Annotated in this window: 16 protein-coding genes and 1 tRNA gene; 7 read left to right on the forward strand and 10 right to left on the reverse strand. The window is 67.4% G+C overall.

Annotation, left to right across the window (positions count from 1 at the left end):
• Positions 1-21 precede the first annotated feature (21 nt).
• Positions 22-519: a GNAT family N-acetyltransferase gene (locus KZC51_RS11500; RefSeq protein WP_247630103.1), complete on the reverse strand. Its 498-nt coding sequence runs from the start codon at positions 517-519 to the stop codon at positions 22-24.
• 201 nt (positions 520-720) lie between these two features.
• Between KZC51_RS11500 and KZC51_RS11505 the strand changes: the two genes are divergently transcribed.
• Positions 721-1,194: a hypothetical protein gene (locus KZC51_RS11505; RefSeq protein ID WP_247630104.1), complete on the forward strand. Its 474-nt coding sequence runs from the start codon at positions 721-723 to the stop codon at positions 1,192-1,194.
• Between the two features lie 139 nt (positions 1,195-1,333).
• Complete coding sequence (locus tag KZC51_RS11510) at positions 1,334-2,659, forward strand: MFS transporter (protein WP_247630105.1); 1,326 nt, start codon at positions 1,334-1,336, stop codon at positions 2,657-2,659.
• A gap of 31 nt (positions 2,660-2,690) precedes the next feature.
• Here the strand turns inward: KZC51_RS11510 and KZC51_RS11515 are convergent, their stop codons facing one another.
• Positions 2,691-3,503 (reverse strand): arginase family protein, encoded by an 813-nt coding sequence (locus KZC51_RS11515; RefSeq protein ID WP_247630106.1) that lies wholly within the window; start codon positions 3,501-3,503, stop codon positions 2,691-2,693.
• Between the two features lie 48 nt (positions 3,504-3,551).
• Complete coding sequence (locus tag KZC51_RS11520) at positions 3,552-4,301, reverse strand: formylglycine-generating enzyme family protein (RefSeq protein WP_247630107.1); 750 nt, start codon at positions 4,299-4,301, stop codon at positions 3,552-3,554.
• A gap of 117 nt (positions 4,302-4,418) precedes the next feature.
• Between KZC51_RS11520 and KZC51_RS11525 the strand changes: the two genes are divergently transcribed.
• The 3 genes from KZC51_RS11525 to KZC51_RS11535 all read left to right on the forward strand — a co-directional run bounded on the left by KZC51_RS11525 (position 4,419) and on the right by KZC51_RS11535 (position 6,659).
• A complete protein-coding gene (locus KZC51_RS11525; protein ID WP_247630108.1) occupies positions 4,419-4,760 on the forward strand; it encodes a PadR family transcriptional regulator in 342 nt (113 codons plus the stop codon).
• 2 nt (positions 4,761-4,762) lie between these two features.
• A complete protein-coding gene (locus KZC51_RS11530; RefSeq protein WP_247630109.1) occupies positions 4,763-5,290 on the forward strand; it encodes an HAAS signaling domain-containing protein in 528 nt (175 codons plus the stop codon).
• A 235-nt stretch (positions 5,291-5,525) separates the two neighbouring features.
• Positions 5,526-6,659, forward strand: coding sequence for a hypothetical protein (locus KZC51_RS11535; RefSeq protein WP_247630110.1), 1,134 nt, complete (start codon positions 5,526-5,528; stop codon positions 6,657-6,659).
• Between the two features lie 190 nt (positions 6,660-6,849).
• Here KZC51_RS11535 and KZC51_RS11540 read toward each other — a convergent pair whose 3' ends face one another.
• From KZC51_RS11540 to polA, 5 genes are read right to left on the reverse strand one after another with little or no spacing between them, the layout of a single operon-like run.
• The gene (locus KZC51_RS11540; protein WP_247630111.1) at positions 6,850-7,608 is read right to left on the reverse strand and encodes an SGNH/GDSL hydrolase family protein; all 759 of its coding nucleotides are present in this window, start codon (positions 7,606-7,608) and stop codon (positions 6,850-6,852) included.
• Positions 7,609-7,650: 42 nt separating this feature from the next.
• Positions 7,651-9,003: an MFS transporter gene (locus tag KZC51_RS11545; RefSeq protein WP_247630112.1), complete on the reverse strand. Its 1,353-nt coding sequence runs from the start codon at positions 9,001-9,003 to the stop codon at positions 7,651-7,653.
• Between the two features lie 41 nt (positions 9,004-9,044).
• Positions 9,045-10,079, reverse strand: a complete 1,035-nt coding sequence (locus KZC51_RS11550; protein ID WP_247630113.1) for an LLM class flavin-dependent oxidoreductase — start codon at positions 10,077-10,079, stop codon at positions 9,045-9,047.
• Positions 10,080-10,133: 54 nt separating this feature from the next.
• The gene (locus KZC51_RS11555; protein WP_247630114.1) at positions 10,134-11,810 is read right to left on the reverse strand and encodes a DUF885 domain-containing protein; all 1,677 of its coding nucleotides are present in this window, start codon (positions 11,808-11,810) and stop codon (positions 10,134-10,136) included.
• A gap of 40 nt (positions 11,811-11,850) precedes the next feature.
• A complete protein-coding gene (gene polA / locus KZC51_RS11560; RefSeq protein ID WP_247630115.1) occupies positions 11,851-14,484 on the reverse strand; it encodes a DNA polymerase I in 2,634 nt (877 codons plus the stop codon).
• A gap of 45 nt (positions 14,485-14,529) precedes the next feature.
• Between polA and KZC51_RS11565 the strand changes: the two genes are divergently transcribed.
• Positions 14,530-14,955: a hotdog fold thioesterase gene (locus tag KZC51_RS11565; protein WP_247630116.1), complete on the forward strand. Its 426-nt coding sequence runs from the start codon at positions 14,530-14,532 to the stop codon at positions 14,953-14,955.
• A gap of 110 nt (positions 14,956-15,065) precedes the next feature.
• On the opposite strand, the gene KZC51_RS11570 is transcribed toward KZC51_RS11565, so the two are convergent.
• Positions 15,066-15,668, reverse strand: a complete 603-nt coding sequence (locus tag KZC51_RS11570; protein WP_141873184.1) for an ANTAR domain-containing response regulator — start codon at positions 15,666-15,668, stop codon at positions 15,066-15,068.
• Between the two features lie 114 nt (positions 15,669-15,782).
• Here KZC51_RS11570 and KZC51_RS11575 point away from each other — a divergent pair.
• Positions 15,783-15,865, forward strand: a tRNA-Leu gene (locus tag KZC51_RS11575).
• 33 nt (positions 15,866-15,898) lie between these two features.
• On the opposite strand, the gene KZC51_RS11580 is transcribed toward KZC51_RS11575, so the two are convergent.
• The gene (locus KZC51_RS11580; protein WP_247630640.1) at positions 15,899-16,957 is read right to left on the reverse strand and encodes a zinc-dependent alcohol dehydrogenase; all 1,059 of its coding nucleotides are present in this window, start codon (positions 16,955-16,957) and stop codon (positions 15,899-15,901) included.
• Positions 16,958-17,041: the final 84 nt, after the last annotated feature.

A 17,041-nucleotide genomic window follows, 5' to 3' on the forward strand; every position in this document is an offset into this window, starting at 1 on the left:
TGGTGCGGTCTCGGGGACCAGTCAGGCGGACGCTTCGGGGCTCCTCACCATGCACACCAGACCGCGACGCGCATCCCACGAATCGGCGCGCACGAACCCGAGCGATTCGTAGAGCCTGATCACCGACTCGCGCCAGTGCCACACGGTGAGCCTGAGCGGCCCGTCGGACGAGTCGATCGCCGCCGCCAGCAACGCACGCCCGACCCCACGGCCTCGGGCCCGCGGCTCTGCCCATAGCCGTTTGACCTCAGAGCCGCCCGCGGCGGCGCCGACGATGACGACGCCCACAGGCTGGCCGTCGACATCAGCGAGGAAGACGCGTTGTCCGGTGTAGGCGGACGCCGGATCGTCGACCTCGCCCCGATAGTTCTCGGGAAACGCGCTCCGGGGGCCTGCAGCGACCCCATGAGCACTCTTCTCCTGCTCGGTCTGCAGGAGGTAGTCGCGCACGAGCGCCGCCACGACAGCGGCGTCGGGGCCATTCAGATCGGCGCGGCGGGTTTCGACCTCCACAGTCATTCACCCGCTCCTGACGCCGACAGACTGTTCCCATCGCTTCCGCGATGCCTTCTCCACTTTAGGCCCGGCCCCACGATGACGCGGGCGCCACGACCCCGCGGCGCGCGCCGTCTCCATGACGACACCCGGATGTGATTTACTGGCTCCCGTTTGTATAGCTGACGCTGTCGATCGACAGCGCCCATGAAGGGGGACTTTTTCATGAACCGTCGTATTGCCGCATTCACCATCGCCGCTGTCGCCGTGCTCGGCCTCACGGCCTGCTCGGGTTCGCCGAGCTCCTCGGATGACTCGTCGACCAAGAGCGACAGCTCCACGGCTGAGCAGAACACCGACCAGAGCGTCGCCGACGCGTGCACGGAGGCCGGCGCGAAGGTGCAGGCCGCGTCGCAGGAGCTATCGTCGCTCGACGTGTCGGCCGCCGCAGCCGACCCCCAGGGCACCGTCGACACATTCAGCAAGACGGTCGACGCGATCGGTGCCGCCGCTGAGTCCGTCGGCAACCCCGAGGTCAAGGCTGCGGTCGGCGACGTCTACGACGACTTCGGCGCTCTGCGCGACGTGCTGTCGAAGGTCCTGATCGACCAGGACACCGCCGCGGCATCCGAGATGACCACGATCATGGCCGACGTGCAGGAGTCGTCGACGGCGCTCAGCACGCTCTGCGCCGGCTGACTCTCGTCGCCACTGAGGAGGCGCCTCGCGACGCTCTGTCGCGGGGCGCCTTCGTCGTCTCAGCTCCGCGGCGCCCGCGCGACGCTGAGTGATGCCCTCGCGGCACGGCGGACGCGATGACCAGGAGTAGCGTGGAGGGGTGCAGCGTGTCCCCCTCTCCCCCGTGTCGACTCCGGGGTGGCGGGCATGGGTGATCTGGTCGGTCGGGGTCGCCGCGTACGTCCTCGCAATCACCAATCGCACCTCGCTCGGAGCCGTCGGGGTCGAGGCTGCTGACCGATTCCAAGCGGATGCGTCCACGCTCGCGCTGTTCGCGGTCGTGCAATTGGCCGTGTATGGAGGGATGCAGATCCCGATCGGTGTGCTCCTGGATCGCTTCGGCTCTCGTCCTATCATGACCGTCGGCATGCTGCTGATGGCGGCAGGACAGCTGACCATGGCCCTCTCTCCGAGCATCGGCATCGCGGTGTCCGCTCGCGTGCTGCTCGGCGCCGGGGACGCGGCGATCTTCCCCGCCGTGCTGCGACTGGTGGCGACCTGGTTCCCCGCGCAGCGCGGGCCACTCATGGTGCAGTTCACCGGAATCCTCGGCCAGACCGGTCAGCTGATCGCTCTGGTGCCGGTGGCCGCTCTGCTGCACGCGACCAGCTGGAGCATCACCTTCGGCAGCATCGCCGGACTCGGCGTGCTCTTCACGATCCTCGTCTTCCTGGTCATCCGCAATCACCCCGCCGAACGCGGCGCGGATGTCACGGTGAACACCGACACGGGCGTCATTCGCGTCGTGACCTCGGCGATCGACACGGGCGTCGGTATCAGGGCGGCGTGGGCGCATCCGGGCACCCGCCTCGCCTTCTGGTCGCACTTCACGACCCCGTTCGCCGGCACCGCGTTCGTACTGCTGTGGGGAATGCCGTTCCTCACAGCAGCCCAGGGTCTCGATACCGCACACGCGGCCGGGATCATCTCGGTCTACGTCGTCGCCGGTATGGCGCTCGGCCCGATCATCGGCGATCTCTCGCGGCGGTTGCCGAACCAGCGCTCCCTCGCGCTCGTGCTCCCCGCGGTCGGTGTGCAGATGGTGGCGTGGCTCCTGGTGATCGCGCTCCCTGGGCCGGCGCCGCAGTGGCTGCTCTACGTGCTCGCGGTGGCGCTCGCGACCGGTGGACCGGCGTCGATGATCGCCTTCGACCACGCCCGCACGCACAACCCCTCGCACCGGCTCAGCACCGCGACCGGAGTGACGAACGCCGGCGGCTTCATCGCCGCTCTGATCGCGATCTTCCTGATCGGCCTGGCACTCGACCTGCAGGGAGCCGGCACGCCCGAGACGTATTCACTCGACGCCTTCCGACTGGCGTTCCTGATGCCCGTACCGCTCTGGATCATCGGCGTGCTCTTCATCTTGATCGAGCGGAAACGCACCCGCATCCGCATCGGACTCGATCCCGAGCGACGCCGCTGAGATCTTCGACACCCGCCGGGTATCGGCGCATTCAGCGCAGCAGGTGCTGGAAGGTCTCGAGGATGAGCTCGACGCTGACGCGCTCCGGTACCTCGTCATCACCGGCTTCGAATTCGGCGAGCTCGACACCCCGCACCGCATCTGCGGGAATCGCCGCGAAGATCGCCGCGATCTGGTGGGGCAGCAGCCCAGCCCCCACGCGGTAGGCCGCGGGGATGTAACCGGGCTCGAGCACATCCCAGTCCGCGTGGATCCAGACGGGGCGGCCGGCGACGAGCTCGGTGATGCGCGCAGGGGTGCTCTCGGCGGGCGGCACCACCGTGACTCCCGCGCTCGACAGCAGTTCGCCCTCGACCGGATCGATGTCGCGTCCGCCCACCACGATGACCTGGTGCGGGTTCAGACCGGCTCCGTGCCCGCTGTCCCAGAGCCCACAGGCGGCGGCGAGCACCATGCCGCCGAGATAACCGGATTCCGTGGATTCCGGGGTGTTGAAGTCGCCATGCGCGTCGATCCAGAGCACGACGGCGTCCGGATGCCTCTCCGCCACGGTCGGCAGCGTTCCCAGGCTCGCCGCGCAGGTGTTGGTCGCCAGGAGTGGGATGTCTCCGGCGTCGATCGCGCCGCGCACCGCATCGCGCAGCCCCGTCAAGGTCGCCTCGGCCGCCGGCAGCGCGACCGACCAGTCATCCGTGGCCGCCGCGGACGGCGTCCCGACGACGCTCGGAGTGAGGTTCAGGAGCGTCGAGAGGGCCTCTGCCGTGCGTCGAGCTCCGACGAGTGCTCCCTCGGTGCGATCGGCCACGCGGCCCTGAGAGACGATGAGCGAGAACGGAGAGGTCATGTCATCCAGCCTGGCATCCCTGCGCTTCCGCAGGCAAAAGGAGCAGCGTCAGCGACCGCGTGGCGTCCATCCTGGAGGCGTGGGCCTGTCCCCTGCTGCTGCCCGTTCCCGGTCGGCGAGAGCAGACCATCCCTGCGCCTCCCCCGGAGTGTCGAAGTCCCCGCGCGCCAGTCGCAGACCGACGTCCTCGTGATGCATGCGGGGCGCTCCCCCACGCCGCACCGAGGCGCGCACGCTCCAGGCGTCGTCTGCGAATCCGCCGCCACGGAACACCCGGTACTCGTCGTAACGGGCGGGATCGAGCAGATCCCAGCACCACTCCCAGACGTTGCCGAGGGTGTCGAACAACCCGTTCAGATTCGGCAGCTTCCCCCCGACGTTCTGGGGAGTCGCCGTCCCATCGGCGCCGGTCCACGCGGCATCGGCGAGAGGGGCGTAATGGGGACCGGTCGAGCCCGCCCGGCAGGCGAACTCCCACTCGGCCTCCGTAGGCAGACGGTAGCCGTCCGCAGTCACATCCCACATGACGTCCTCGCCGTCGAACCGGTACGCGGGGTCGAACCCCTCCCATTCCGACGCCGCGTTACAGAAGTGCACGGCGCGCAACCAGCTCACGTCCGCGGCCGGGCGCTGCGGATGCCGTGCAGCAATGCCGAGCACCTCGGCCAGCTGCTCCTCGGTCACCGGGTAGACACCGATCTGGAACGGCTGGAGCGTGACGGCTCGACGCGTCTTCGTGCGCGCATCATGCAAAACGATCTCGCCTCCGCCGATAGGGGCCATCTCGATATCGGTCACGGCGACGCTTCTTCAGACATGCATCAATCTTCGCTCGTCCTCGACGATGCCGATTCCCCTGTGTCGATGCGGGGAGGACGGATTGACGGACAGCACTATTAATGTTTCACTACTAGCATGTCACGCATACAGGCACGGCAGGACGCGCAGTTCATCCGCGCCGTACTGCCGCTCCTCTCGCTGCGACTGATTCAGCAGCGCGAGTCCTACGGCTACGAGCTGGTCGAACGAGTGGTGGCCCTCGGCGTAGAGGTGAGCACGGGATTGGTCTATCCCGTGCTGAACCGCCTGGAGCGCGACGGACTCGTCACGACGACGTCGAAGCCGTCACCCAGCGGGCCACCGCGCAAGTACTTCGCGCTCACGGATGCCGGCGTCGACGCGCTGGCCATTGCACGGGCGCAGTGGGAGCAGACCGCCGCAGCCGTCAACAAGACGCTCGAGCCCGAGAAGGGGTAGTCATGTCACGCACCGAAACCGCGACTCGATCAGCGGGACTCCGCGCGTCGCTCTATCTGCAGCGCCTCGAATGGCATCTCGAAGGGCTGGCGCCCCGAGCCGAACGCAAACGCATCATCCGCACGCTGCGCGACGAGATCGACGCGGACATGCGGTCGTTGCACGCCGTGCTGGAAGACCTCGGATCGCCGCGAACCCTCGCCGGACGCTATGCCGAGGGCGGGAAACCACGCCCTCTCTGGTCGATCGGCGCGCTGATCGCCGGTGCGGCGCTGTTGACCTACTGGATCATGTTCGGCATGTTCGTGGGTGGCATGCTGGCGGCAGTGGACTCCGCGGCGCCGATGAGCGCAGATGCCGTGTTCTTCTTCGTTCCGGTCACCGCATTCTCCGACGACGAGAGTTTCGGTATCGGCTGGTCGGGCGGGTGGGCGTGGCTCGTCGTCCCCGCCGTGATCGCATTCCTCTCTCTGCTCGTCGGCGCGCGGACCTGGCGCCTCTTCCGCATCGACGAACTGGAAGCGGCGTGACCCATCCGTCGATCACGCCCCTGCCTTTCAGGCAGGGTGGACCTGCGTCGCCGGCCATGCGCGTGCCCTATCGTCGCGAAGATCATGACCCCTCGAACGGGTGGGTCGGGGTGGCGCGCCTGCCCGCCTACGCCTCTCCGACGGCCGGCCGGCATAGCCTCGGCATCATGCCTGTAGCTCCCGACCATCTCCACGTCCCGCTCGTGCTGGATGGGACGAGTACCCGAGGACAGTCATGACCGAGCCATCGCTGGCAACAAAGACACACACGCACGCCTCGCCACATGTCGAGCCGCCGATCGCTCGCTTCACGTGGGTGATCTGGCCGTGGATGAACTGGATCGTACCCGCGTTCGTCTGCCTTCACGGGCTGTCCGGCAACGGTGGCTGGGAGAGCCTGCTGCTCATCTACGGGGCCGTGCTGATCGTCCCCGCGTTCGCGTTGCTCGGCTCACTCCCCCGCTTCCTGCTCCGCAAGCGCGGCTACCGAAGTGCCCCCTTGACGACCGTCCCGCTCCTGTTCGTCATCTGGTGGGGGTGGACCTGCGTGGGTGCCGCGATGCCCGGCATCACGGACAGCTCCCCGCTGCCGTCGATCGCGAACTCATTAACCGGGGAGAGGCTCCCATCTGCCATCGAGCTGATGCTGATGGTCGGTGGGATGCTCGCAGGAACGATCGCGTGGATCGCTGTCGTCGCCATCTCCATCGCACTGTCGAACAGGGCACGCGCAGGGAGAGCGCCCAGCCGTCCGAGCCGTGCGGGGGTGATCGTCGCCTGGGGTGCGGCGGTTGCGATTCCGGCCGCGCTGATCGTGATCTGTGTGGTCGGTGTGCAGCTGGGCGTGTCGGCGACCGACGCGGACGGCGACACCCAGGCGGTCGCGGCGGCCAGGGGCGGCAGCGCCCGCGACGAGCTCGATCAGCAGCGGTATACGACCATGCAGGAAGCCCTCTCTGAGGTGCGCGGCCTCATTTCTGCCACTGACTGGACCGGCGCGCAATCAGGCACCGTGTCGGGCACGTGTCCGTGGGTGACGCAAGCAGCGGACTGCTACGCGCTCGATGCGAGGTTCGTGTTCAAAGCCGCCGAAGAACCGGACTTCACCGGCATCGCCGAGACGTTGCAGTCGTCGGGGTGGGCCACCGAGTCCGTCACCACCGATCAGTGGGGCGCGAGAGAACTCGACGTGCATAGCCCGGACGGCGTCTCCGTCACGATCCGGTACTCGACGGTTGACGGACAGGGCTTCATCAACACGAGGGCGAAGAGCTCGAGCTGGTGGGGTTCCCGGTATGACGTCCGCGTGCCCGATGGTGCCGTCGACGAGAAGCAGATGTGGGCAGCCGATGACTTCCCCCTGCGGTGAGAGGCGACTCTGGTCAGGGGGCGAGATGGCAGGCAGGCTGCGGTGCACGAACGCTAGCAACGTAGATCCTCCAGTGAGGGCCGCGGACGAACCGGCTCCGCCGCCGAGTGCCGCGAGCGTGGCGAGGGCGATCAGGAAGAGCCAGAGGTGTTCTTCGACGCTTCCCCGTTGGGTCCTGGACAGCCGGTCGTCACACCGTGGGCGCGATCTCGGTCCATGAGGGGTACTTCGGCATTCGGCCGTCGCCGGATGACGTTCCTGTCAGTCGGCGCTTGATCCACGGTCCGACGAACTGCCGGTAGTAAGCGAGGCCGGCGACTCCGGCGGCCGCAGGACCCGAGGGCGACCACCACGCCGGGTCGGGATCCATGCCCAGACCTTCGAGCACGCGCGCCGCCACTCTGTGGTGTCCGGCCGAGTTCATGTGCAAGCGGTCCTCCGACCAGAACTCGGGCTGACTCAACGTCCGATCCGGCCAGTTGAGAGCACGCACGACGTCGGGGCGGTCATCGACCCGACGCAGCACGGCCGCTGAGAGCAGGTCGCCGCGCTTCTGGAAGACGTCTCCGAGCGGGAGCTGCGCGCTGGGGTTCGCTCCGGAGAGAAGGATCAGCCTGACACCCTGCTCATCGCATCGACGCAGAACCCTGCTGAACGCGTCGGCGATGTGCTCCACGTCGGCACGCGGTCGGAGAATGTCATTTCCGCCGCCGTTGAACGCGAGAAAGGTCGGCTGGAGAGCGAGGGCAGGCTCCAGCTGTTGTTCGATGATCGGCCAGATGAGCTTCCCGCGTATGGCGAGGTTGGCATACTCGATGCTCTGCCCTCGAACATTCGCCCATCCCTGGGCCGCGAGGTCCGCCCACCCCCGTACGTGACCGTCGGGCAGCTCGTCGCCGACGCCCTCGGTGAATGAGTCCCCAATCGCAACGAAGCGCACATCAGCCATCGGACCAGCCTATTCCCGTCGCAGCGACCTCGGAGCCGGCGCTCACCGGTCGTCCAACGTCATGCCACGACGATCGGTGAGGCCCCAGGCAGCGGCGGCAGCGACCAGGAAGCAGGCGCCGAAGATCACGAAGAGGAGCGGGGCTCCTCCGGCGATCAGCAGCACCGGTACGGCGAGAGGCGCGATGATCGAGGCGATCCGACCGATGCCTGCGGCCCAGCCGGCGCCGGTTCCGCGCAACGACGTCGGGTAGATCTCCGGAGTGACGGCGTACAGAGCGCCCCAGGCACCGAGCGTGAAGAAGGACAGGGCCATTCCGGCGCCGATGATCGACGGCTCGGTCGTGGCCGTGCCGAAGAACACCGCAGAGACAGCGGCGCCCACGAGGAACACCGAGAGCGTTGACCGCCTCCCCCACACTTCGATCAGCCAGGCGGCGACCGCGTAGCCGGGAAGCTGGGCAAGTGTGATGATCAGCGTGAACCCGAAGGAGCGCACCAGATCGAAGCCGGCGTCGACGAGGATGCTGGGGATCCAGATGAATGCTCCGTAGTACGCGAAGTTCACGCACAGCCAGACCGCCCACAGGCAGAGCGTCCGCACCCGGAACTCGGCGTTCCACAGCGTCGCCAGCCGCGCCCGCACCGTCACGGCCATGGCGCGGGAAGGCGGCTCTTTCCGGATCGCCGGCCCGCGGAGCACACCGGCATCGATCTCGAAGGCGGACACGATCCGTTCGGCCTCGGCAACGCGCCCGCGGGAGGCGAGCCAGCGCGGCGACTCGGGAAGCCCCCACCGCACGATCAGCGCATAGACCGCCGGGATCGCCCCGAGCGCGAACGCCCAGCGCCACCCGTCGTCGGACGCCGGGATCACGAAGAAGCCGATCAGCGCGGCAGCCGTCCAGCCGACCGCCCAGAACGCCTCGAGGATCACGATCAGTCGACCACGGATGCGCGCGGGCGCGAACTCACTCACATACGTCGACGCGACGGGCAGCTCGGCGCCGAGGCCGAGACCGACCAGGAACCGCAGCACGAGGAGGGCCGCGATTCCGCTGACGAGCGCACTCGCACCGGTCGCGACGCCGTAGAGGAGCAGTGTCAGCGCGAACACCTGGCGGCGGCCGAAGCGGTCAGCGAGCAGGCCCCCGAGCGTCGCCCCCAACGCCATCCCGATGAAGCCCACCGAAGCGATCCAGCCCGCCTCCCCCTTCGTCAGATCCCACTGCTGCGTGAGCGCAGCCAGGATGAAGGAGATGAGACCGACATCCATCGCATCCAGCGCCCAGCCCACCCCTGAACCGCTCAGCAGTCGAAGGTGTCGCCTGGTGAAAGGCAGGTCGTCAAGACGCGCTGCGAGCGACGCACGGCTCGGCAGATCCTCGGAGGGCATGCTCTTCATCGTAGGGTGACGAGAACGACCGTGGCGCGCGCTCAGGACTCCTTGGCGAGCAGCGCCCGAACGCGCGGGATCACCTCGGTGCCGTACAGCTCGATGCTGCGCATCATCGCTTCGTGCGACAGGGTTCCGGTCGCGTACTTCAGATCGAAGCGACCGAGGCCCAGAGTGGTGATCGTCTCGGCGATCTTGGCCGCGACCCGATCCGGAGAACCGGCATAGATCGCGCCTTCGGGGCCGATGTCGTTCTGGAACCGTGCGCGGCTGTAGGTCGGCCACCCGCGCTCGCGGCCGATGGTGTTGTTCATCGCCTCGAACCCGGAGTACGCGGCGTCCCATGCCTCGGCATCCGTGTCGGCGATGTGCCCGGGCGAGTGCACCGAGATCGGATGCTCCGTGGTTCCGAACGACGCGACCGAGCGGTGGTAGAGGTCGACGAAGGGGCGGAAACGGGCCGCCGAACCGCCGATGATCGCCAGCATCAGGCCCAGCCCGTGACGGGCCACGCGGACGACTGACTCGGGACTTCCGCCGACGCCGACCCACGTGCGCAGGCCCTTCTCGGTCTTCGGGAACACGTTCGCATTGTCGAGCGGCGCCCGCATCGTGCCGGACCAGGTCACCGGCTCCTCCTTGAGGAGCTCGACGAAGAGCTCGAGTTTCTGCTCGAACAGGGCGTCGTAGTCGCGCAGGTCGTAGCCGAACAGCGGGAACGACTCGATGAAGGAGCCGCGACCGAGCACGACCTCCGCCCGCCCGTTCGAGACGGCATCCAAGGTTGAGAAGCGCTCGAACACGCGCACCGGGTCATCGGAGGACAGCACTGTGACCGCCGTACCCAATCGGATGTGCTCCGTGCGTGCGGCGATCGCTGCGAGCACCATCTCCGGCGCCGAGACGGCGAACTCGGAGCGGTGGTGCTCCCCCACGCCGAAGAAGTCGACGCCCACGGAGTCCGCGAGCTCTGCCTGCGCCACGATGTTGCGGATCGTCTGCGCGCCGGTGAGGAGCTCCCCGTCCGCGTCACGGGTGATGTCGCCGAACGTGTCCAGCCCGAATTCGATAGCCATGTCAGCCCTTCCTATTCAGGTGAATGAACACCGGGGGTCCGGCGGGCATTCCCGTCAGCGCGGAAGCAGGGCCGTGCGCAATGTGTCGAGGCCGACGCCGCCGAGGTCGAGGGCGCGCTTGTGGAAGTCCTTGAACGAGAACGCATCGCCCTGCGAGTCCTGCACCGCGTCGCGAACCTGCTCCCAGATACGCTGACCGACCTTGTACGACGGTGCCTGCCCGGGCCAGCCGAGGTAGCGGTTGACCTCGAACTGCACGAACTGGTCCGACATGTTGACGTTCTTGCGCATGAAGTCGAGTGCGTACTCCGCATCCCACACGCCTGTTCCGTCGAGGCGGGGCTTGCCCAGATGCACACCGATGTCGAGCACGACGCGTGCGGCGCGCATGCGCTGCCCGTCGAGCATGCCGAGCCGGTCTGCCGGGTCGTCGAGGTACCCGAGCTGCTGCATCAGTCGTTCCGCGTACAGCGCCCAGCCTTCGGCATGGCCAGACGTGCCGGCGAGCAGACGTCGCCAGGAGTTGAGTTCAGCGCGGTTGTACACCGCCTGCGCGATCTGCAGGTGATGGCCGGGGACACCCTCGTGGTACACGGTCGTGAGCTCGCGCCAGGTGTCGAACTCCGTCACGCCCTCGGGAACGGACCACCACATGCGTCCTGGACGCGAGAAGTCGTCTGTCGGGCCGGTGTAGTAGATCCCACCCTCCTGCGTAGGAGCGATCATGCATTCCAGCGTGCGGATGGCTTCAGGGATGTCGAAGTGCGAGGCTCCGAGTTCTGTAACCGCACGGTCGCTGGTCTCCTGCATCCAGCGCTGCAGCGCCTCCGTCCCCACCAGTTTGCGCGATGGGTCGGCCTCGAGGTGGGCGACGGCCTCCTCGACCGTGGCGCCGGGGAGGATCTCGTTCGCGATAGCGGTCTGCTCCGCCACCATGCGGGCGAGCTCTTCCCTGCCCCACTCATAGGTCTCGTCGAGATCGATCGTCGAGCCGAGGAAGCGACGGGAATTGAGCGCGTAGAGCTCACGGCCCACGGCATCGACTTCGTTCGCGGCCGGTGCCAGTTCCTCGGCCAGGAAACGGCGTAGGCCGTCGTAGGCGACACGCGCCGCGGCCGAGTTGTCCGCAAGGGTGCGAGCGAGGGATGCGGGCAGCTGACCCTCCTGAGGACCGCCCTCGGCGACGAACGCGGCGAAGAACCCGTCGTCAGCCGTGTAGCGATCGATCTGTGTCGCGACCTCGGTCACCTGACGGCGTGCCGGCGTCACACCTGCGGCGATCCCGGCGCGGAGCGTCTCGGTGTATCCGCGCAACGCATCGGGCACGGCCGCGAGGCGCGTCGCGATGACCGCCCAATCGTCGACGCTCGCTGTCGGCATGAGGTCGAAGGCCGCACGTACATCCTGCGCCGCTGAGGCGATCACGTTCAGGTCGCGCAGGTGCCACTGGGCGTCGTGGAGCTCGAGGTCGAGCCGCAGCTCCGAGGCGAGGTCCGCCTTCGTGACCTCGTCGATCGCGTCGACGGGCTCGAGGGCATCGAGCTGCTGGAGCGTTGTGCGCGTCGCCGCGGCGATCTCATCGTGCCCTTCCGGGCTCAGATCGCCGAAGCGATCATTCGCCTCCGTGCGTCCGATATAGGTGCCGAGCGTCGGTGCGAGCACCGCGATGGTGTCGACCCATTCATCGGCGACCTTGTCGATGGCAGAGGGAGTGCGGGGGGCTGAAGTCATACCTTTCAGCCTATCGCCGTCGCTCCCACGCCCGCAGGTCTCAGTGTGCGGCTTCATTCCAATCGCGACCACGGCCGACCTGTACGTCGAGAGGGACCGTGAGCTCCGCCGCGTCGCCCATACGGGCGCGGACGATCCGCTCTGCCGCGTCCCACTCCCCCGGTGCGACCTCGACCACGAGTTCGTCATGGATCTGCAGCAGCGCACGTGATGCAAGACCCTCAGACCGAAGGTCCTCGTGGATGTGGAGCAGCGCGATCTTCATGATGTCGGCCGCGCTGCCCTGGATCGGGGCGTTCAACGCCGCACGTTCGGCGTTCTCCCGCAGCACACGGTTGGGACTGGCGAGGTCGGGGAACGGGCGCCGACGGCCGAAGATCGTCTCGGTGTAGCCGACCTCCTTGGCCTTCATGACCGAGGCGCGCAGATAGTCGCGCACCGCACCGAACCGCGCGAAGTACTCCACCATCAGCTGCTTGGCCTCGGACTGCTCGATGCGCAGCTGCTTGGACAGGCCGAAGGCCGAAAGACCGTAGACGAGCCCGTACGACATCGCCTTGACCTTCGTGCGCATGGCCGGGGTGACCTCACTCGGCTCGACGCCGAATACTCGGGCACCGACGAACCGGTGCAGATCCTCGCCGCTGTTGAACGCTTCGATGAGACCTTCGTCGCCCGAGAGATGCGCCATGATGCGCATCTCGATCTGCGAGTAGTCGGCGGTGAGCAGCGACTCGTAGCCCTCCCCCACCTCGAACGCGCTGCGGATGCGCCGCGACTCCTCGGTGCGCACCGGGATGTTCTGGAGATTCGGGTCGGTGCTGGACAGACGCCCGGTCTGGCTGCCGGTCTGCACATATGTCGTGTGCACGCGGTGATCGTCGCCGATCGCGGTGTCGAGCGACTCGATGATCTGTCGGAGCTTCGTCGCTTCCCGGTGCTGCAGCAGCAGATTCAGGAAGGGGTGCGGGTTGGTCTCCTGCAGGTCGGCGAGCACCGCGGCATCCGTGGAGTACCCGGTCTTGGTCTTGCGTGTCTTGGGCAATTGGAGGTCTTCGAACAGCACTTCCTGCAGCTGTTTCGGCGATCCGAGGTTGAACTCGCGTCCGACCGTCGCGAACGCCTCCTGAGCGATGCTCTCCGCGCGGGCGGCGAGCTCACCGGAGAACGTCGACAGCACCTCGTGCGAGACGGCCACACCGGCGACCTCCATATCCGCCAGCGTCAGCAGCGTCGGCAGCTCGATGTCGACCAGCACCCTCGCCACCGGCTCCGGGATGTCCTCCCGCAGCGCCTCGGCCACTCGTCGAGCGAACCAGGCCTCCTGGGACGGAGTCGCGCCCTCCGTCTCGGGGACGAGCTGCGAAGGGTCGGCCTCGGGGAGCTTCTCGCCCAAGTAGCGCTCGACCAGGTCGCCCAGCGTTTTGTCGGGGAAGCTCGGGCGCAGCAGCCAGCCCGCCAGGCTGGTGTCGTATGCGAGACCGCCCAGCCGGACCCCCTGACGCAGGAGTGCCTTGACCTGGGGCTTCGCGTCGTGCAGCACCTTGGGGCTGTCTGACTCCAGCCAGGCGCGCAGCGTGTCGGCACCCTCCGAGGTCCAGTCGACTTCGCGCAGCTCGGTGGCCGACGAAGCTCCGAGACGCACAGGGACACCGCCCTGCGTTACGAGACGCACCGCGAGCTCCTGCTGCTGCGCGTCGGCCCACGCGACGAACTCCGCGGGACTCGTCTGCACGGGTTCGGGGAGCACGACCACGGAGGCCGGGTCGTCCGCGACCTCGCCCGCGCCCACGGCCTCGAACACCCGCGGCAGCAGCGTGCGGAACTCGAGCCGCGCGAAGATGTCGCGCACCGCCTGCGCATCGATGGGGGTCACGGCGAGATCGTCTGGCGCGACCGGAAGCTCCACATCCGTCAGCAGCCGGTTGAGCTGACGGTTGCGACGCACGTCATCCATGTGCTCACGCAGATTGCCGCCGACGACGCCCTTGATCTCCTCCGCACGGTCGAGCAGAGCGTCGAGCGAGCCGAACTGCGTCAGCCACTTCACGGCGGTCTTCTCGCCGACCTTCGGCACACCGGGGAGGTTGTCGCTGGTCTCGCCGACGAGGGCGGCGATGTCGGGGTACTGCTCGGGACGCACGCCGTAACGCTCCTGCACCGTGCCGGGGTCGTACCGCTTCAACTGAGAGACGCCCTGCACCGAGGGGTAGAGCAGTGTGACGTCGTCGGTCACGAGCTGGATCGTGTCGCGGTCTCCGGACACGACGAGCACGTCGTAGCCCTGATCCGCACCCTGGGAGGCGAGTGTCGCGAGGATGTCATCCGCCTCGATGCCCTCCTTCGTGAGCACGGGGATCGACATCGCAGCAAGGCAGTCCTGGAGCAGCGGGATCTGTCCGCGGAACTCCTGCGGTGTCTCGGAACGTGTCGCCTTGTATTCGGGGTACACATCCGTGCGGAACGAGTGACGAGAGGTGTCGAACGCGATCGCGAGGTGGGTGGGCTGCTCGGCCTTGATCAGGTTCACCAGCATCGACAGGAAGCCGTAGATGGCGTTCGTGTGCTGGTTGTCCTTGGTGGTGAAGTTCTCCACCGGAAGGGCGAAGAAGGCACGATAGGCGAGCGAATGGCCGTCGACGACCATGAGGGTAGGCTTTGCGGAGTCCGTCACCCTGTCAGCCTAACGAGGACGGCAGACACCCGCTGAGGAGGATTCATGAGCGACGTCGCCACGAGCGAAGGACTCGACTGGGCCACCGCCCGCGGAATGGGCGCACTGGCGCAGAAGATGGGCATGGAGTTCGTCGAGTTCAGCCTCGAACGCTGCGTCGCGACTCTTCCGGTGGAGGGGAACACGCAGCCTGTCGGCCTCATGCACGGGGGCGCCTACGTCGTGCTCGGAGAGTCGCTCGGGTCCATGGCCGCGAACCTGCACGCCGGACCCGGCCGTCTGGCAGTCGGCGTCGACATCAATGCGACGCACACTCGCTCTGCCACCTCCGGGGTCGTCACCGGCGTCTGCACGCCGGTGCACCTCGGCCGCAGCATCACGGTGCATGAGATCGTCGTGACCGATGATCAGGGCAGGCGCTGCTCCACGATCCGCATCACGAACATGATCAAGGACGCTCCGGCCGCGTAGCGAGCGGCTCCTCCCGCAGATGCGCGCGATCGCGCAGATGGGCCGTGCGAGGAGCACGCCGTCGCCGATGTCGACCGGACGCCGTGTGTGCGCCGCGTCGAGGCGATCCGCTACTTCTTGGGTGCGAGCTGCTCGATGATCGCCTTGGCGACATCTTGCATCGTCAGACGACGATCCATCGATGCCTTCTGGATCCAGCGGAACGCCTCGGGCTCGCTCAGGCCCATCTTCTCGTTGAGCAGGCCCTTCGCCCGGTCGACGAGCTTGCGGGTCTCGAAGCGCTCGACCATGTCGGCGACCTCGGCCTCGAGCGTGATGATCTGCTCGTGGCGGGCCAGCGCGATCTCGATCGCAGGAAGCAGGTCGTTCGGAGTGAACGGCTTGACGACGTAGGCCAATGCGCCGGCTTCGCTTGCCCGCTCGACGAGCTCCTTCTGGCTGAAGGCGGTGAGGAGCACGACGGGGGCGATGTTGCCCTTGTGGAGCTTCTCGGCGGCGCTGATGCCGTCGAGCTGCGGCATCTTCACGTCCATGATGACGAGGTCGGGGCGCAGCTCCGTGGCGAGTGCGACGGCCGTCTCACCGTCACCGGCCTCTCCGACGACGTCGAATCCGTTGTCGCGGAGGATCTCGACGATGTCGAGACGGATCAGCGATTCGTCTTCGGCGACGACGACGCGTCGCGGGGCGGATGCCGTGGGCTGTTCTGCCATTTCTTCCTCGGTCACAGCCCCATCCTAGTCGAGTGCCTCCCGCCGGCGGCCACGCACCGCGCCGCGGGGCCGCCGATCGCCGGGCTGCGCTAAGGTCGTAGACGCGACACACGAGCCGGCGTGGCGGAATGGCAGACGCGGAGCACTCAAAATGCTTTGTCCGAAAGGGCGTGTGGGTTCGAGTCCCACCGCCGGCACTCGAATCGCGTCTCTTGGCGGTCTGACGACGATCACCGCGACGCGGAGGAGCCGTCTTCGATCGGGACGATGTCGGCGGTGTGGTACTGGAATACGAGCCGAGCCGGGACGCTGCCCGCGAGCACCTCGTCGACGGATGCGTTGATCTGATCCAACTCCCGGGGTTCTGTGACGACTTTGGTGCGTCCTGCCGCATGCAGGTCGAAGACCTCGGCGAGATCCTGTCGGGTGCCGACGATCGAGCCGATGATGCTGATGCCTTTCAGCACCGTGTCGAAGATCGGCACCGTCAGTTCGCCTCCGGCGGGCAGCGATACGAGAATGAGTCTGCCTCCGCGATTCAGAGAGGCGAACGCCTGGCGGAACACGCTGGGCGCTACCGCGAGCACGATGACCACGTCGGCGCCGCCGAGCGCTTCGATCGCGGCGACCGGGTCGCTGTCGGCGGCGTTGACGACGTGGTCCGCCCCCAGTTCCTTCGCCAGCTCGAGCTTGTCGGCGGTGACGTCCACGGCGATGACCTTGGCCCCGACCAGACGTGCGTACTGCACAGCGAGATGTCCGAGCCCTCCGACGCCGAACACCGCGACCGTCTCCCCCGGAGTGACGCGCGCATTCTTCACGGCGGCATACGTCGTGACACCCGCGCATGTGAGCGGCGCGGCATCCATCGCGGTGATCCCGTCGGGGACGGGAACAGCGAATCGCGAATCCGACAGCATGTACTCGGCGTAGCCGCCGTCGACCGCGTAGCCGTTGTTGTACTGCTTCTCGCAGAGGTTCTCTCGACCGTCCACACAGTATCGGCACTCGCCGCACGCGTAGCCGAGCCAGGGCATCGCGACGCGCTGCCCGATGCTGCGGTTGGTGACGCCGTCGCCGAGCTGCTCCACGATCCCCACGCCTTCGTGCCCTGGGACCAGAGGGAGGTGTGCTTTGACCGGCCAGTCCCCCCGCATCGCATGGATGTCGGTGTGACACAGTCCGCACGTCTCCAGGCGGACCAGCACCTGCCCGGGGCCGGGGTGCGGGATATTACGCTCCTCCACCTTCGCCGGCGCACCGAACTCGGTCACGACTGCTGCTCGCATCATTCCTCCTCGACGGAATTGGTTGGTCCGTGAAGTCTGACGCCGCGAGCGCGTCTCCCGCGGGCCGAAGGTCCCTCCACTGCT

This window comes from Microbacterium croceum (genome assembly GCF_023091245.1).
Classification (GTDB): domain Bacteria; phylum Actinomycetota; class Actinomycetes; order Actinomycetales; family Microbacteriaceae; genus Microbacterium; species Microbacterium croceum.

Excerpts from the sequence above, each read along its gene's own strand:
- KZC51_RS11500 (WP_247630103.1), bottom strand. The coding sequence starts at position 519 with ATGACTGTGGAGGTCGAAACCCGCCGCGCCGATCTGAATGGCCCCGAC.
- KZC51_RS11505 (WP_247630104.1), top strand. The coding sequence starts at position 721 with ATGAACCGTCGTATTGCCGCATTCACCATCGCCGCTGTCGCCGTGCTC.
- KZC51_RS11515 (WP_247630106.1), bottom strand. The coding sequence starts at position 3,503 with ATGACCTCTCCGTTCTCGCTCATCGTCTCTCAGGGCCGCGTGGCCGAT.
- KZC51_RS11525 (WP_247630108.1), top strand. The coding sequence starts at position 4,419 with ATGTCACGCATACAGGCACGGCAGGACGCGCAGTTCATCCGCGCCGTA.
- KZC51_RS11530 (WP_247630109.1), top strand. The coding sequence starts at position 4,763 with ATGTCACGCACCGAAACCGCGACTCGATCAGCGGGACTCCGCGCGTCG.
- KZC51_RS11535 (WP_247630110.1), top strand. The coding sequence starts at position 5,526 with ATGACCGAGCCATCGCTGGCAACAAAGACACACACGCACGCCTCGCCA.
- KZC51_RS11540 (WP_247630111.1), bottom strand. The coding sequence starts at position 7,608 with ATGGCTGATGTGCGCTTCGTTGCGATTGGGGACTCATTCACCGAGGGC.
- KZC51_RS11545 (WP_247630112.1), bottom strand. The coding sequence starts at position 9,003 with ATGCCCTCCGAGGATCTGCCGAGCCGTGCGTCGCTCGCAGCGCGTCTT.
- KZC51_RS11550 (WP_247630113.1), bottom strand. The coding sequence starts at position 10,079 with ATGGCTATCGAATTCGGGCTGGACACGTTCGGCGACATCACCCGTGAC.
- KZC51_RS11555 (WP_247630114.1), bottom strand. The coding sequence starts at position 11,810 with ATGACTTCAGCCCCCCGCACTCCCTCTGCCATCGACAAGGTCGCCGAT.
- KZC51_RS11565 (WP_247630116.1), top strand. The coding sequence starts at position 14,530 with ATGAGCGACGTCGCCACGAGCGAAGGACTCGACTGGGCCACCGCCCGC.
- KZC51_RS11570 (WP_141873184.1), bottom strand. The coding sequence starts at position 15,668 with ATGGCAGAACAGCCCACGGCATCCGCCCCGCGACGCGTCGTCGTCGCC.
- KZC51_RS11580 (WP_247630640.1), bottom strand. The coding sequence starts at position 16,957 with ATGCGAGCAGCAGTCGTGACCGAGTTCGGTGCGCCGGCGAAGGTGGAG.